The following is an 18049-nucleotide window of genomic DNA, read 5'->3' as shown; positions in this document are numbered from 1 at the left end:
TACATGCCGATAGAACCGATACAACTTGATGATCGTAGTTTCGAGCAACTGTTCGAAGAAGCGAAAGCGCGCATCCCAGTACATACACCACTGTGGACGAATTTTAATGAGAGCGATCCCGGTATCACACTTGTGCGACTCTTTGCTTTTATGACGGAAAACCTGCTCTACCGCAGCAATCGTATTCCAGAAGCAAACCGGCGCAAGTTTCTCTCACTTCTGGGCATTGGTTTGCAGCCGGCATCGGCTGGAAGTGGCTTTGTCAGTTTCATCAATGAGCGTGGCCCTCTACGCTCCTGGCCTCTAACCGCTGGTCAGGTTGTACACGCCAACAACATTGCTTTCCGTACCCGCACCCCTGTATGTATCCTCCCAGTCACTACAGCAGCGTTTTATAAGCAGCCGCAGAACGACCTTGATAAAAGAACGCAACAGCAGTATCTCTCGCTCTTCAGTGCATTTGTTGAGCAGCCTTCCGATCAGTTAACCTTTTACCAGGCCAAACAGCTAGATTCACCTGAGATTGGTAAGCCTCTGCCCTCGGTAGACCTGGATGACCATATACATGGTACACTTGACCGTTCGTTATGGGTAGCGTTGGTAGGGCCACAGAACGTTGCTCTTAGTGATGTACGTGCAGCTATTGCAGGCAAAACCCTTACATTGGGTATCTTCCCCACGCCCAAAAGCACAGAGCAAGTCCTTTCTCCAGCAACCTCTCAATCCGCCAGGTCCGTTCGTGATCCCGGCCTGATCTTTGAGATCGCCGCACCTGATCCAGATCCCGCTCATCCTGGCAGTGGCATGGGTCCGGCGAAATATGTGCGTCTGACCCTCGACTATGCAGACAATGTGTTGGAGGAACCAGGCATCGTACAATTCAGACTTCCTGAGTATAAGCAGCTTGTGCTCTGGAATTACGCTCCCACAGAGGAGGGCACGGGTGACTACCCACCACTGGTAGAAGACAAATTACTAGCGCAGCGCATAGCAACCTGGATACGCATTCGCCTCCCTGGTCCACAGGACTCGCTCAATGGCAGTACGGGAATGCAGCAACAAGCGCATTTGACATGGGTTGGTGCCAATGCAGCGCGGGTCATCCAGGCACTGAAGATTGACAATGAGGTACTGGGAGTAGGCACCGGAGCACCTGATCAGACGTTCAAGGTAGTGAATACACCCGTTATTATGGAGCCGAACACTGGTGATATGGGCAACACGTTTGTATTAGAGGTGCAAAATGCCAACAATAATTGGGAAACATGGAGCCTTACCGACGATCTCTATGCAGCCAGTCCTACCGATCAGGTCTATACCCTCGATCCAGAAGCAGGGCAGATCAGCTTTGGCAGTGGTCTGCACGGCAAACGCCCGCCACTGGGAAAAACTATTCGTGTCTCGTATGAGTACGGTGGCGGACCTGACGGCCAGGTTGCGATAGGAGCGATTAATAAATGCGCAGCGCTGCCAGGCGGCTTCAAGGTAACCAATGCTTTGCCAACCTGGGGGGCGCAAGCTGGTGAAAGCGTTACAGATGGCGAACGCAATATCTCTCGCTACCTGCGGCATCGTGATCGCCTGGTAACCGTAGATGATTTTCGCGATATCACACTACGTACGCCGGGCGTTACTATGGGTCGAGTAGAGGTACTGCCTCTCTTCAACCCTGAGCAGTTTGATAGCAACTTTCCCGATCAGACCTGGCCTGGCACTATCACTATCATGGTCATTCCTAAATTTGATCAGGTGCAACCCGATGCACCTGTGCCTGATCGCCTATTCCTTAATGCTGTGTGCAATTGGCTCAACCCGCGCCGTCTTGTGACAACTGAGGTGTATGTGCGCGGTCCTCAATACATACCCATATGGATATCAGTGGGCACTGTAACAATGCCTGGTCAAATGCGCGAGGCCGTGCAGGGTAACGTTCGAACGGCGCTGCTCTCCTACTTATCACCGCTCACGGGAGGTCTTCCCGTAACCTCAACTGCAATGGGTACAACTTCCTCTACCGGGGCCGTGCCGGGAAACTTGACACAGCTCTATGGAACTGGCTGGCCGCTCGGTACAGAAGTGCGGCGGCAGGATTTAGAGGCCATCGTCACACGGGTGGCAGGAGTCCGCTATATCGACTCAATTAAGCTAGGCATCGTTACCGCTGATTCGGCAATACCAACGGATGTAGAGCGTATCCCTCTCCTGGGGCTACAATTGCCCAGGGTAGTTGGAATCAACGTGCGTGAAGGGACAGCGGAGGATCTTCAGGCATTGTTAGGCCAAACTACTGTTACGCCGGTCAATGTGATTCCGGTACCAGTGTTACCGCAGAAGTGTTAGGTGAAGCCGTGGACGTTAATGGTACAAAATATCATCTCTTATATGGCTGCGATGATTGGAGCCAGTGTTTGCTAGAAAACGAGACGCTCAGTAATCTCTGGCATAACGTGACCTACACGCCTCTTGAGTGGGATCATACAAGCTCCAGTCTGCGTTTAGCGCGTGAAGTGCCATTATTTCGCCAGTTCTCAAACGAGACACCACAGCCATTAGCGCTTAATACACGGCGAGGAGCCGCACAAGACCTCGCTGGTAACTGGTATTGGATTGATCAGGATGAGAGCGGCATTCGCTGCCTTCCCAATGGTGCAACTGCCTCATTCCAGTTCTGGACGAGTGCTGAACATAATGAAGAGCGCATCGCCAGCAACCAGGCAACATTTATGAGCTGTCAACCGCCTCAGCCAGCTTCACTCCTGCTGCGAAGTCTCGCTATCACAGCACAGCGCTATCTGGTTGTAGGCAATGTAACCGGGCATGGGCTGCTCATTTTCGACTTGCAGAGTGGCAATCCTCCGTTCCCGCTACGCTGGCCTGACACCACAGAGTTTACCCCCTGGGACCTTGCCGCAACTCCAGAAGGTGGGGTACTGGTCCTCGACCGTGACCATCAGATGTACTGGATACTCGACGAGCATTTTCGTCTGCTGGCGGATGCGATCAGCCCTCAGATGTCATCCTTTCAAGCGGTAGATCCTGGTAGCCGTGTTGCTTATATAGCTCCGCTCTATGGCGGCTATGCGCTGACCGGTGGACCACGTGTCCCGGTGAGTATTGAGCCGGGACCACATGGGCACACTCTGATCCTTGATGCCGATATCTCTCTGGGCTACTCGGTTATCTATGAATATCAGGGAGCAGAGCAGGTAGCAATGTATTCGCTACAGGATGCAGTAGTAGCACAGGACCCTGCTCTCGGCGAGGGTATTGCAGCTCGCTTCTCGGTCCTGGGACACGATTTCGCCTATATTGAAAGCGACGTAAATATGCTGTCTTCGGGCGGTCAGATACGGGAGCGAGGATGCGATTGTCAAAGCGCTATAAGCTTATCAGATATACGCCATATTCTTTATGTAGCTGACCAGGGAGGGAAACAGGCTTTTGCTTTCGTGCTGGATCGCACAGACACAAAGCTGATAGATCAGGGCGACTTTCTACCTTTGCGCAGTTGGAATGGTAAGGCTATCGTCGCCAGCAATGGACAGGTATACTACGACTTTGCAGAGCGCTGGGTCCCCATACATACATATACGGAGTGCCATTACGCTGGTCTGGCTATACTCACGACACCGCTGCACTTTGCAACAGATACAGCCACTTCAGGAGAACCATTCGACAGTACTATTCCTGGTTGTACCTGGCACCGTCTTTTTCTTGATGCGCAGATTCCGCAGGGTACCAGCATTCGCGTACGAGCGCGGGCTGCCGATGATCCTGTGCTGCTGTTACAAGCTGGCTGGAATCAGCAACCTGATCCGTATCTACGCTCCGGTGGGGCAGAGTTGCCCTATTATGATCCCTGGAGTGATATGCAACCAGTAGCGGAACGTACGGGCACATGGGAACTGCTCTTTCAAGAAATCTATGGTCGCTACCTGCAAATTGAACTGACGCTTCAAGGCACCGGGCGCTCTACGCCTGCAATACGAGCCTTGCGGGCATGGTATCCACGCTTTTCCTACCTGGATCATTACATGCCAGCAGTGTATCGCGAAAATCCTGTATCAGCTTCATTTCTGGAGCATTGGCTGGCAAATTTTGAAGGCATCTATACCAATCTGGAAGACAAAATTGAGCAGGCAGCCGTATTATTTGATCCCCGTACTACGCCATCTGATACACTCGATTGGCTGGCAGGCTGGTTTGACCTGGTTCTTGATCCGCTGTGGAGCGAGCAGCGCCGTCGCTTTCTGGTCCAGCACGTGGATAAGCTCTACCGCTGGCGTGGCACTGTGCCAGGTGTTGAAATAGCTGTGCGCCTGTATCTAGATGAGAGGATAGATGAGTCCCTATTCGACTTCGCTGGCCCGAACAGGGGAAACGTGCGCATTGTGGAGCACTTCCTGGCACGTGATGTAGGCAACCTGGTTGCCTCTTTCTCTGAAGAGAGAAGACAACCATCAGCCCCACTTACTGCCGAGGTTGTACAGGAATATGCGCATCGTTTTAGTCTGTTCCTCCCACATAACCTTCACGAGGAACAGCTTGCGCTTGTGAGACGTATCGTTGCTCTGGAGAAACCCGCACACACCAAGTTCGAGTTGGAACCATACGGCGATCTCTTCCGCATCGGTAAAGTCCGTCTTGGAGTGGATACCTACCTGGGCGAGAGCCTACGGTTCACGCCACTACAACTCGGCAGCGCTTACCTGGGCGATAACTACCTTGCGATTCCTTCTTCCTTTGATCTCATTGAACGCCTGGTCCTTCTACAGAAGGACCAGAATAGCGGCCCGGTTAGTAATCCCAATGCAGGTACTATAGAGCGAGTCCCATAGATAGAACTAACGCTGAGGAGCAAGAGCATGAACGATATCAATCAACAGTGCCTATCACTGGCTAATGGCGTATTAAGCCCTGACCAGAGGGTCAACTATGAATTCGGCCTTGTCCTGGGTGTTAACGAATTTCGCCAGGAGCAAGAATACTTTCTAGAGAAGAACTATCTCTATAATCGTGAGTTGCATGGCTTCGGTACCGTATCCGGTCTGAAGGTGACGTTGCAAACCCCGAGTGATAATACAAACGAGCGGGAGATTACCATAGACCCTGGTATGGCGATTGACCAGTGGGGCCGCTCGATTGTGGTCAGGAATACATTATGCGCTCATCTACAGGCATGGCTGGCAAAACAGGACCAGGACCCCAACAATCTGAATCATGTCGCTAGCCACCTGGATGCTGATGGCAACGGACACGTCTATATCGTTGCAAGCTATCAGGCATACCCTGATGACCTGGTACCCGTCCCAGGACAGGGATGCAGCAGCGAGACGAAAAGGGCCGCATCGCGCATCCATGATTCCTATACCATCGAATTAACCTGGACAAAACCTGGCATGGCTACCTGGGATGCCGAACATTGCTTTGCGCAGCTGCTGGCACAGATACGGCTCATGCCCGAGACCGGCGCTTCTGATGAGCAAAAAATCATCGAGTACATACGCCAGCTAGATCAGCCCTGCCCCGAAGCCTTTCCTGGCACACTCTCTCAGGATTTCTTACAATTGCCCGCTTTCAGAGCACGGGAAGCGCTAGATCGCATCTTTACGGTCTGGGTTACTGAGATGCGCCCCAAACTGCATCCGGATCTGCTCAATCCAGACAATAATGCTACAGTGGACAATCCGGCTATCTTGCTGGCGAGTATCGACCTTATACTCCAAAAAGGAACTACAAGTAACACCGCCTGGCAAATCCTCTCGGCACAAGCGAATGATGAAGGACGTCCCTTCTTGCTGAACACACAGTTAGCACAGGAAACCATCCTACAGAGCAAACTACCAGAGCCTGAGCGTGAGTTTGCAACGTTGCAGGCAAGGGATAACCACACATTGCGCCTCTGGGTCCATCACCCCGATCTAGTGCAGATCCATCAAATCGCAAAAGGAGATCTGGCACAGATGCAGATACAGAGCGAAGATACGACGCGCACTATTAGCAATGTCTCGGCGGTGTCTAATACACGCAATGTATTTGATATTACAGTAGCTGAAGCAATACCATCAGAAGCACGCCTCGCGCTTACCTTCATACTTAATGCTATCACCACCAGCGACGACCAGGGCGTAAATCCACGCCTCCTGCAAATTGCACTTGACGCACTCAACTTCGCATATGTCGGACATGATCGTGTCGCCAATACCATTACCATCTATAGCGTTGCAGCCTATCCAGTGGCCCCTCCTCCGCAGCTTTCTATCACAGATATCATCAACTTGCCTACCCATCCCTTTGTAACGGTTACGACACTCAGCGCTTCCCCGCCTAAGTTTGAGCTGTGGTTTCACCTGAACCTGGACCCGGCCAGCAATAGCGTCTTCATTCAAGATGCATCCCCGTGTTTCGTCACAATCGAACCGAGCAGCAGCAACGACAGCACACAAAGTATCAAAAGTCAAGTTGATAAGGGTTCTCAACGCAATATTTTTACGCTGACACCGAGCACTACCAAGGCTATACCTCTCACTCCCCCTACCTATCTGCGCCTGGTATTCCCAGTTGACCAACTGCAAGTGCAGGTGGCCGCTAATAACGTCATTTCACTACGGGCATATATGCAACAGCAGAACATCAAGTTCGAAGGATATAACGGGAAAGACGCTATCGTTGCCTATGTAAGCATACCGTCAGCTTGAGTCAGGAGACCAGATAATGAGCAACCAGTTTCTAGAAGCTACCTTCAATGGAGGACTACGCGTGCCGCACTACTTCAATGGTCGTCTGCTCTCTGCTGAAGAACTACAGACAGATCAGCAGGCAGTGCTCACACGACAAGGTTGGCTAGGGCAAGCCAGCGGTTACGGGGTAATTGATGGCTTAGTGGCAAGCCAGCTTGACTCCTCCAGTATCAAGGTGACATCCGGTTCGGGTTTAAACCGGCAAGGTCAGTTGATCCGCCTGCCCAACGATATCACGCTAGCACTGCCTCTACAGAATACCCCTCAGCAGCCAGTGAATGATACAGGAGGCTTTAGCATCTGCACAGCGCAGAGCGTGCAACCGGGAGCAGCCAGCGCAACAATTACTGCCGGTGCTTATGTGCTTACTGCCTTGCTTACCTCACATCTTGAGGGCCTGGCACCTACACAATTTACGGCAACCAACGACATCAGAAATGGCACAAGCAACGCAACACATTGTGGAAGCCAATGGGAGGTTGAGGGCATACAGTTCAAGATCATACGTCTGGCAGGCTTTGACACGGTTAGCGGAGTCAACGATACGAACCGGCGCGCTCTCCTCGCTCAATGGTGCTACGGCAGTGAAGTTTTACCAGATCTCGCACTCGATCCGTTCCATTTTCCAGATACCGTTGGTGGTCTTGATCTGCTCGATCCCGCTGATCTGACGCCCTACGATCTGCCTCTGGCCGTTTTTTACTGGACGGGTAGCGCACTGAGCTTTGTAGATGCGTGGTTGGCCCGCCGACGACTGATCCGACCTGGCGCATTGATAAGTACCCCCGAGACCACACCATCCACAAGTGGTATGCCACCAGATAACACACGCAGCATACAATCACCTCTACAACGCGTACCTTTGCTACGCACCTGGACAGGTCTACTAAGTGATAAGCGCGAAGCCACGGCTCAAGCTCGCTTCCTGCAATTTCAAGGTCACATTCAACAGCTTATCGATGACAAGAAAGCCAGCACGGTCGCGATGAAGGACTACTTTCGCTTTTTGCCCCCGGTAGGTTTCGTGCCTGTGACCCTCGATAGCTTGCTCAATCTTGTTGGACCGCCAACGTCATCACTGACAGGAGCTGGGATTCAGACATCCTCTCAGGCAACGCCTGACCCATTTCTCGATGAACTCCGATCCCTGTTACTAGCACGGCTGGTAGCGGAAGGGTCTGCAGGAAACTTTGTCAATAGGGGAGAGAATGGCTTTAGCTATGCCACGTTTTTTGACAGCCATCAATACTTCTGGATACGCACGAGAATGACCACTAACTTCGTCATGGATGTAAAAGAGTCCAACAAACAATCCGGCACCCAGGTGATCAGCTTTCCACGCAATACACCCCTTTCGGATAACCAGCTCTGGTATTTTGAGGGCGGTTATATTGTCTCCAAGCTCACCGGATTTGTGCTTACAGCATCGCACGTCGAGAACCTACCCATCCCAATGCCTAGCGTTGCGCCCCCAGCGCCAGCAACTCAATCAACCAGTGCTGCGCCAGCGCCAGCAGCTCAACCAAGCAATGTTATATCTGTACCGTCTCCTAGCGCACCACAGATTCTACTAACTGCCGACGAAAAAAAAGAGCCGCAAAGCTCGGACCAACAGTGGAGCATCGATGCAGATGGTTGCCTGGTCAGTAAGTCTAATGGTTTCGTAGCGGATATCTACTACGCGCAGCCAGCACCCATCACACCAATCATTGCCTATCCGAAAAATAGCCAGCTCATCCCTAATCAACGCTGGTACCTTGATCCTTATGTCCCTGATCCTGCCGCCCACCCGCTAGTACCATTTGTGGTCAACCAGGCAATTGTTGATGGCGCGGCTATTACTTCTCTCATGCAACAAGCCTGCTACGATGATGCCATCGACATTGCTCAGTTTTATAACCCGCAACAAGCGCCATTTCCAGCACTCAATACGTACTTCGTCAGAGAGAGTCTGGTAAATCCTTCTTCGCCACTGTACATCATGTTCACCAGGGCTCGGCGTCCATTTACCTGGGCGATCCCTCCACAATAGAAAGTGAGAATAGTCGTATGATGAGCACATGGGATCAAGCACAACCAGCGATAGGCCATCTCAGCGTACGCGACCGTGGGGTAGAACATGCTGAGATGAACGCCATAACTCTGCGCCTTCGTACGGAGCGCTTGCTGAAGAGCGCTGACTTGCGCCCTGCTGGTTTGCCGACCAGTGCCGTGCTGATTGTGCGCAGGCTAGACGATCTGGCTCCATTGTCGGCCCAATCACAACTTCTACCGTCGGACTGGACTACGCGTCTACACGACCAGATACGAGCACTCTACGCTACAGCAGCCCGCCCTACTCTTGGCCCGGTCTCAGCCAGTGCTACCAGTATTCTCTTTACCGATCCAGCCGAAATGCTGGCTTGCCTGATACGTGATCTTCTCAGCGGGCAGGCATGGGAATACTGGTACTGGCAACAAGTGTTACATGGGGCTCCCAGGGTACTCGGTCCTGCGCTAACGACTGTATGGCAAGCGCAGGCTGCCTTCTTGCCTGCCGCTCTCAGCTCTATGAAGCAAGCGGACGTGTATGCCGCCGTCGCTACGCTCTCTTCTGCCCAGGCAAGCACTGTTACGCAGGCTCTACATGCTGCCTTCGCTCTACCCTCAATGGTGACAGCGACAGCTGACGACTCGCCGCAGCTTACTACACTGCCCATACAGCCTTTTCCTTCAGCAGTTTCATGGACACCAGAACCACATCGTATTCCCTTACCAGAGCCACCCTGGCAGCGCTGGCTATCACCAATGCCACCAGCAGAGCTAGCACCGCAAGCACACTATCTACTCGGCCTTGCCCGCACGCTTCAGTACGCTCCGGCCTTCGCACGTAGTACACACTTTATGACTCAAGTAGCATCATGGCTATATACAAATCTTGCCGCTACACAGCAGAAACGTCACCTGGAACGCAGTGTGTATAGAGAGCGTGAGCACTCCAGCGAAATGCCCCATATTTCAAGCGAGGAGGTGGCAACATCTTCTCGCCAATGTATGGAGAATCACCAAACTGCATCTTCATGCGAGTCGGCACAACGCCGAGAAATGATGTCCCTCCTAGAATCGATCCCAGACGGAAATATAGAGGCTATATCAACATCTTCCTCTATCACAACATCCGCATCGACACAGAATCTCCTACCGCCACCGGTGTCCAGCCACATTCAAACAGGTGATACGTCGCCTATCTCTGCACCACCAGCACAGATATCTGATTCCCCTTCGTCATCAATTGCTGACAATCTGAGTGGAGCCAGAACAACGTTCACTAATAGCCTGGATAGTCAGCCTGCTGAGAAGTTCGATGAAGGGCTGCCGACCAGGCTAGGAGGCATCCTCTACCTGGTTCATATTCTATCGTGGCTCGATCTGCCTGTCTGCTGGGATGCGAACGGTGATCTGGCTGAGCATGTAGGAGGCTGGGGTATCGTGGAGGTACTGGCACGTGGTCTGCTGCATGCTCTACATGACGATTGGATTGATGACCCCATCTGGAGTATGCTGGCCTCACTTGACAGGCGTGAGGCGGGTATCCCTGCTGGCGCTACGCTACCGCCACAGGATGCATTTCGTCTGCCAGCGCAGTGGCTGCGCAATTATGGTCCCAGCGCACCAACCTGGATTGCTTATACCAACCAGGCACGCCTATTATTGCTTGAGGAGAGCACAGGTTATCTCGTCGCCGATATTCCTCTAGCTGGATGCTCGTTGGACGAGGTCGTTACGGCAGAAATAGAGGCATATCAGGCAGCAGGAGTAAACAATATCACCTGGCATGTCTCAAATGAGAGCAATACACAAACTCTTTTCGGGAACGAACAGCGCCTTTCTGGCATGCTCAGCCAAAGCACAAGCTGGTGGCTACAGCGCGTGCTCAGCTTTATACAATATCTCCTACTACATACTCTCAGACAAAATACACATGATATTAGCCTGCTGCCAGACTTGCTACTCTTCAAAAGTGCTCGACTGCTCGTCAGCCGCACACATATTGACCTGTATATGAATATGGACCAGATCAGCCTGCCTATCCGTCGTGTCGGACTCGATCGCAATCCCGGATGGGTACCTGATCTAGCACGTATCATATTGTTTCATTTTGATTAGAGGTGCTCCGGTGCAAGATATCTCAACTGCCAATAATGTCTCCCAGCCGCTCAATATATTCCCGAGAGCCGAGAACCATTTTCTGCTTTATTTGTACGCTGTCGTCAAACAACTCCTCACCCAGATACAGGCCGTCGAGATAGGCAAGCAGAGCCTTGAGCAATTTTCGTTTCTGGAAGGCTATCACAGCACATTACGCGCCTGCCTACCCACCGATTTGCCTCCTATGCAGGAAGAAGTGTGGTGGGATGCATATCGTGCGCAATGGGAAGCGCAAACAACGGAGCATTTGCCGCTCCGTGCGCTTATCGATGAAACTGGACTGAGCACACACGCAGTACATATATTGATTGCAACTGGCATTGTTGAGGAAGACATACGTTTTGGCAGCCTCTTTGCTGCTCTGCAAGAGCCACAAACAGCTCATCGCCCGAGCCTGGGCTTGTTAAGCTGGCTATTGAGCGATGCTGCCAGTGAGCATGCCGATACCTGGCAGACATGCCAAACACTGCTTGACCTGGGACTACTTTCTGTTGAAAATCGAGCAGACCCGCGCCCTGAATGGATACTGCGTGTTCCTTCTGCCATCTGGGATGCTCTACGTGGCCGCATTGTGACCCAACCAGCATCGGGCCTGACCTGGCAGCGAGCCAACGACTTTCCCAGACTGGATGATTTAATTCTGCCTACAGCGCTACACCAGCGTATTATGAATCTGCCTGATCTGCTCACCGGCAACTATATCACAGCTCTCGTATTGCGTGGCATGCATGGTACCGGAAGGCGCACTACACTTGGAGCGATAGCCCGAACACTCAACCGCTCGCTATTGCTCTGCGAAGGTTGCAAACCCGGTGACGACGCCTGGCAACTGCTGGGGCCACTAGCAACCCTCATGGGAGCTATGCCAGTACTGCGCTACGAGGCAGGACCAGGCGAGGCCATCAGCCTGCCAATGTTACCCGGCTATAGCAGCCCGGTTGGCATCACATCTGGTCCAACCGGTGGCATGCAAGGTCCGCTGATCTCCCATGCACTGAACTTCAACCTGCCAGCCCCTGACCGTGAAGCACGCCGTCGTTTCTGGCAAGCAGCCGATATACCAACATCCTCTGAGGCACTGGACAGTATCGCCACCCGTTTTCTACTGACGGGCGGCCACATAGTAAAGACTGCTCCGCTGGTACAGTCCTTCGCCACTCTCGATGGTCGCCTGGAGGTTGCTACGACCGATGTGCAGCAGGCAACACGCGCGCTTAATCGCCAGGCATTGGAAACGCTAGCAACTGCCCTGGAGCCAGCTCAGGGGTGGAGTGACCTCATTGTCAACGCTCCAGTAGCCCAGGAATTGCGTACGCTGGAGACGCGCTGCCAGCATAGAGAACTTTTGCTAAAACAAAGCGGGCCCGCCTTCAAGCAGAGCCTGAATCGTGGAGTACGCGCGCTATTCACAGGTCCCAGTGGCACTGGCAAAACACTGGCGGCACGCACTCTGGCAGCAGTGTTACAGATGGATCTTTATCGCGTGGACCTGGCAGCAGTTGTCAGCAAGTACATCGGCGAAACCGAGCGCAACTTGAGCCTCGTCCTCTCACGCGCAGAGGAACTGGATGTCATGCTTCTCCTCGACGAAGGAGATGCCCTCATGACAGGGCGCACCGACGTTCGCACTTCTAACGACCGTTACGCCAATCTGGAAACGAACTATCTGCTGCAACGGCTCGAAAATTACGAGGGCATTATCATAATCACTACAAACGCAGGCAACCGCATCGACAGCGCCTTCTCGCGCCGCATCGACTTTATCATTAACTTTGTTCCACCCGAAGCTCATGAACGCTGGCTCATCTGGCAATCTCACCTTCCCCAGTCGCACCGTGTAAGCGCAGCCTTACTCGAAGAGGTTGCATCACGCTGCGCTCTGACTGGCGGACAGATTCGCAATGCGGCTCTACATGCCACACTCCTCGCCATGGGAAACAAAGATCAGGTCAATGATGGGCATTTAGAGGCTGCGGTGCTGCGCGAGTATCGCAAAGCTGGCGCGGCCTGCCCGCTGCATGTAAAACAAGGGCGTAGAAGTGGATAGAAAGTATAGGTTAGATGAAAGGACTTCCTGTTATGCATGACTCACTGTACTGTGCTGGCTACATGGGACATCTGTTCAGGAAATCGGCCTGTTGTGCATGATGAAGGAAGCTTTCTTGCCAATGTACGTGAAATGTGCGTACAATCAACACAGTCCACGCTGCGTAAGCGCTCTGACTTTGCGCCCATTTTCACAAAGACGAGGATCCATCTGTGCGGTCTGTGTTTTCCGTAGAGTAGGGGCCGGTCGCCCATTGCTGGGTCGCCCGTACCCCCCTCCCCGAACCGTGCTTGCGGCTTGTCACCGCACACGGCTCTCCACTTTGTCTGAGTACTTCCTTCTGAGTTCTCGGGACAGCATCAGCACATCCCACTTTCCTCTTCAGGGTTCTTCAGACTCCGCTAGCCCACTTCCCCCCAAACAGAACTGGTTTCGCCGGTGTTACCACCGCTTATCCCTCTTGTCGGGACCTCACAAGAGGTCTGCACAAGCCATTACAGCCGTACGTTGGGTAATATTGGACTTCCGTCGCCATGCAGGAGTAATCCTGTTTAGGCGATCCCACGTTTTTGACGAGAGCAAGATGCGACGTGTGTAGGCCCTCCGTTCGTCTTTTTCCCCTCTGGGAACAGAGTGTGCTGAGAATGTTGGAGAGGCACGCAGAACGAGGTTACGCGCCTCATTCCCAGCCCAGCGTTACGGGTCGTTTTCGCTGGTGTCATGCTAGAGACCACAAGACTGGAGTTCAAGAAATTCATCTTTGACCATGCACATCTTCTGCTGACCGATCAGGAAGCACGACCTCTTTCCCTACGCGGCCTTTTCCTGACATGCTATCGTCGCCCTCCTCTTTCGAGGTTTCAGCCAGTTGGCAGGGGTAAGTCAGGTGCAGAGAAGGCCTTCCAACAGCCTTCACCAAAGTACTCTCTCTCGCCACTTACGTGGCGCACTCGATCAAACAATGCGTCTCATTCGGCTTCCATGCCCTTCAAGAACACGTTTTGCGATGGATAAAGCCACCAACGACTTCTCTTGCGCTCGGTACACTCGCCGATCTGACCAGAAGCAAGACTGAACTGCTCGCGGAACATGCGCTCTTACGACAGCAACTGGTTATCCTTCATCGACAGATCAAACGGCCTCCCTACCGAAAGACGGACCGGCTTCTTCTGGTGCTCCTCGCCAGGATGGTCCGAACCTGGAAACAGGCGCTCTTCCTTGTCCAACCAGAGACGCTCCTCCGCTGGCATCGGGAGCTCTTCCGCTTGTTCTGGAGGCGTAAAATGAAGGCACAGGCGAGAAAGCCAAAGCTCTCGCCTGAAACGATCAGCTTGATCAAGGAGATGGCCGCACACAATCGGCTCTGGGGAGCGGAGCGCATTCGCGGCGAGCTTCTCAAGCTCGCTATTCGGGTGAGTAAACGGACGATTCAGAAATATATGAGACCCATCCGCCGCACACGACCGAGTGGGCAGACGTGGAAAACGTTCCTGCGCAATCATGCGGCAGAGGTGTGGGCGTGTGATTTCCTGCAGGTGACCGATCTCTTCTTTCGTCCGCTGTTTGCCTTCTTCATCATCGAGTTGAAGTCGCGCAAGGTCATCCATGTGAACGTGACACGGTCTCCAACTGATCGTTGGGTCGCACAACAACTGCGAGAGGCGACTCCATATAGACAAACACCCAAATACCTCATCCGGGATAATGACAAAAAATTCGGGCCGAATTTCGCCCGAGTAGCAACGACCAGTGGCATCAAAGTGCTTCGCACTCCGTATCGAACTCCCCAGGCGAATGCGGTCTGTGAACGCTTTCTCGGGAGTGTGAGGCGCGAATGCCTGGATCACTGCTTCATTTTCCAGGAGAAACAACTCTATCGTCTCCTCAAGGCCTATGTGCGGTACTTCAATCAAGCCCGACCTCACCAAGGGCTTCAGCAACGGCTTCCAGACCCACCAGAGCTTTCTGCACCGCCTCCAGGCCAGTCGGGCCACGTGCTTTCTGTTCCGATGTTAGGTGGATTACACCATGACTACCAAAGAGCAGCATAAACCAGAGAAGGCATACTCATGAGGGGTTGTATGCAGTTGGTCCCTCGTCTCCCGGGGTGTCCGACGACATCGAACCCCTGGAAATCCAGAGGAAAAAGCGATACGCTCTGCTCAAACGTCATTTACACTGAACACAACCAGGGAGTATCGCCAGTAGCGATAGGTAGGACCTTTCGACCTTTCCCCCGCTCCAAACCGGACAGGCCAATTTCTCGGCATCCGGCTTTCCGGTTGGGTCCAGATACTCCCAGGTGGAGAGTTGGCGATTGCTAGATCGTCCCAGGACGCACCAGTGGAAAATCCACCGTCATCTGCATTTCCCGGTTCACTCCTTTTTCCTCGTTTCTTTGGACTTACCCTGGCGGACCTTCGCCTTGTCTCCTCCATTACAGAGGAGCATTTGACTACTACGCCGCCTCCGTCCTCTCTCCCGCAAGCTGGCATTTTCGCTTCCTTTCGGTCAAGCGGTATGAGAGTTCCTTGTCTTCCCACCGGAAAGTGTCATAGCGACCCGTAGTTGCCTTCTTTACGCCGGGCGAGCCAGGAAGCAGTCCCAAACGAGATGCAAGCGTTTAGGCCGTCGCCTTACCATTTTGGTCAGGGTGTATCAGCCAGTTTCACCCCTCTAGGATAACGACGCTTCAGACGAAGGTTCCTCTCGTCAACATAGGCCGCAGGGGTAGCCCTTTGTTTTCCCCTGGCTAGGTCAATCGGTACATTGTCAATGGGCTTCACACCTCTGAAATTGCCACTTTCAAACGCATGCCACTTACCCCTAACACGACTGCTTACGTGTTGCTCTTCAAGCAACTCTCCGGCAGTAAGCAAGCGCACTGCATCCATCCTATCCCAAACGCCTCTTGTTGTATAGTCTGTTACAACGTCATCCGGAGTGGAAGCAAGCGCAATTGGTCAAGGAGACAGGGATGTCGGAAAGTTGGGTCAAAAACTGGAGACGGCGCCTGCGTCCCTATCTCAATGCCCCTTTCGAGGAGGTCTATGTGATCTTACAAGGTTGCTCCTGTGCCCGCAAAACCCCATCACCTTCCCTCTCTCCTGATGAGATTCTGCAGATTGTGACGCTGCGAGAACAGCTTGCGGAGCAGTTGCATCGGGTAGCCGGTCCACGCACGATTCGGACGTATTTGCGACGGCAGGTGCATGCAGGAGAAGCGACCTACACACCACCGGCAAGCAGTACGATCTATCGCTATTTATGCCTCTTCAGGTATATTGTTCCCCGGCAGCAGCCCCACCATGAGCCACTGGAGCCAGTGGAGCCGTTGCGGCAGTGGCAGATTGACTTCAAAGATGTGGGCAGCGCTGACATCGAACCCGAAGGCAAGCAGCAGCACCGCCTGGAAATCTTCAATGTGGTTGATCAAGGCTCGTCGTATTGGCTGCATGCCGAGGTGCGCCATGACTTTACGGCCGAGACGGTCATTGAAGCGTTGGTCCATGCCATGCAACGCTGGGGCGTGCCCCAGCAGATCACCTTGGACCGCGATCCCCGCTTTGTCGGCAGTCCCCAAGGCAGTGATTTTTGTTCGGCCTTGTTGCGCTTTGGGAGTTGTCTGAATATCGACATGCATGTCTGTGATCCGCAGCATCCCGAACAAAACGCGTATGTCGAGCGGTTTCATCGCACACTCAAGCAAGAATGTCTGCAGGTCGAACGTCCCAGCACAGCCGGGCAGACCCAGCAAGCTCTCACCACCTTTGAGACCTTCTACAATCACGAGCGCCCGCACCAGGGACGCGCTCTGCTGGATCGGCCTCCAGCAGAGCGATTGCGCGAAACATCCTCTTTACCAGCCTTGCCGACTGCGGTAGACCCCTTGGCCTGGCTGCACCATGAACCACAACAGGTCTTCCGTCGTCGCGTGGATGCCGCTGGACGGATCAAGTTAGACCTGAAGCGGTATTATGTGGGGAAGGCATGGCGCGGACAACTCATCACGGTCCATCTGAATGCAGCGGAAGCGACATTGGTTTTGTGGGGCGAGGGGCAGATCCTCAAAGTACTGCCCGTGCCTGCTTGGTCAAAAGGCGCGCTCCCGTTTGCGGAGTATGTGCAACAGATCCAAGAACAGGCGCGAGCCGAACATCGTCTTCGATCTTTGCAAGAGCGGCGACAGCGGGTTCGCGCGCTTAGCTCATCCTGAAAGGGCAGGGACACAAGGTGCTCGATCTGACCGGGAGACGAGGGACCAACTGCATACAGCAACGTGCTGGATATCCTTGTCCAAAGCCGACGGAACAAACAAGCAGCGAAACGCTTTTTTCGGAAGCTCCTCAAAAGGCTCCAGTGCGTTCCACGCGTGATCATCACGGATAAACTGAAGAGTTATGGCGCAGCGAAACGCGAGATCCTGCCTGGCGTCGAGCATCGGCAGCACAAAGGATTGAACAACCGGGCAGAAAATTCCCACCAACCCACCCGACTGCGTGAAAAGAAGATGCGGCGGTTCAAATCAGCCAAACAGGCCCAACGCTTCCTCTCCGCCTTCGGCCCCATTGCTGGGCATTTCCAACCGCGACGTCACCGTTTGACTGCCGGGGAATATCGTACCCTTTTACAGGGCCGATTTCAAACATGGAATGAAGTGATTGGAGCAAAGCGATTCGCATAACCAGAGGTATCCCCCATATCTTCCATGACCCATCAGCATCCTTCTTCACTATAACTCAGCAATAATCTTCATTTCTCTGGTTAAGTTGACAATACCGTCAGTAAGGTATCCGCAAAACTCATGCTCTATTCATCGGTCCTTCTCTAATGCGTATTACCAGAAAGATCAGAAGTATCAACATCTCCTGACCTTGTATACTATACAATAAAAAAGAACTTCATCCTTTTTCGTCCAAACACCGCCATAAATCACTCATCAGACCAAATTTCGTCTGCAAAACACTTGACTGTGGGACCGGTTTCATGGCATATATACATATGAGTAAGCGTTTACTGGCATTTTATGTGTTTATGGGACCGGTTCCATAAATCGTTATCAATCTTTACCGCA

General features: G+C 53.0%; 8 protein-coding genes and 1 pseudogene. All 9 read left to right on the top strand.

The features are described 5' to 3' along the window. Positions 1-3: 3 nt before the first annotated feature. The gene (locus JMI88_RS27520; RefSeq protein WP_201365162.1) at positions 4-2340 is read left to right on the top strand and encodes a baseplate J/gp47 family protein; all 2337 of its coding nucleotides are present in this window, start codon (positions 4-6) and stop codon (positions 2338-2340) included. 68 nt (positions 2341-2408) lie between these two features. Beyond that, a complete protein-coding gene (locus tag JMI88_RS27515; protein ID WP_201365161.1) occupies positions 2409-4838 on the top strand; it encodes a phage tail protein in 2430 nt (809 codons plus the stop codon). A gap of 27 nt (positions 4839-4865) precedes the next feature. Then, positions 4866-6698, top strand: a complete 1833-nt coding sequence (locus tag JMI88_RS27510; protein WP_201365160.1) for a hypothetical protein — start codon at positions 4866-4868, stop codon at positions 6696-6698. Positions 6699-6714: 16 nt separating this feature from the next. After that, the gene (locus JMI88_RS27505) at positions 6715-8772 is read left to right on the top strand and encodes a ricin-type beta-trefoil lectin domain protein (RefSeq protein WP_201365159.1); all 2058 of its coding nucleotides are present in this window, start codon (positions 6715-6717) and stop codon (positions 8770-8772) included. A gap of 17 nt (positions 8773-8789) precedes the next feature. Further along, positions 8790-10886: a hypothetical protein gene (locus JMI88_RS27500; RefSeq protein ID WP_201365158.1), complete on the top strand. Its 2097-nt coding sequence runs from the start codon at positions 8790-8792 to the stop codon at positions 10884-10886. A gap of 10 nt (positions 10887-10896) precedes the next feature. Continuing rightward, positions 10897-12975, top strand: coding sequence for an ATP-binding protein (locus tag JMI88_RS27495; protein WP_201365157.1), 2079 nt, complete (start codon positions 10897-10899; stop codon positions 12973-12975). Positions 12976-13976: 1001 nt separating this feature from the next. Beyond that, on the top strand, positions 13977-15026 hold the full coding sequence (locus JMI88_RS27490; protein WP_236023090.1) for an integrase core domain-containing protein: 1050 nt from the start codon (positions 13977-13979) through the stop codon (positions 15024-15026). 926 nt (positions 15027-15952) lie between these two features. After that, positions 15953-17191 (top strand): integrase core domain-containing protein, encoded by a 1239-nt coding sequence (locus tag JMI88_RS27485; RefSeq protein ID WP_201365155.1) that lies wholly within the window; start codon positions 15953-15955, stop codon positions 17189-17191. A 60-nt stretch (positions 17192-17251) separates the two neighbouring features. Then, a pseudogene (locus JMI88_RS27480) lies at positions 17252-17659 on the top strand (IS6 family transposase); the annotation flags it as partial. Between the last annotated feature and the right edge of the window lie 390 nt (positions 17660-18049).

This window comes from Dictyobacter formicarum, from assembly GCF_016587435.1.
Note: the sequence above shows the minus strand (reverse complement) of the source record. Positions and strands in the feature narration are given on the sequence as shown.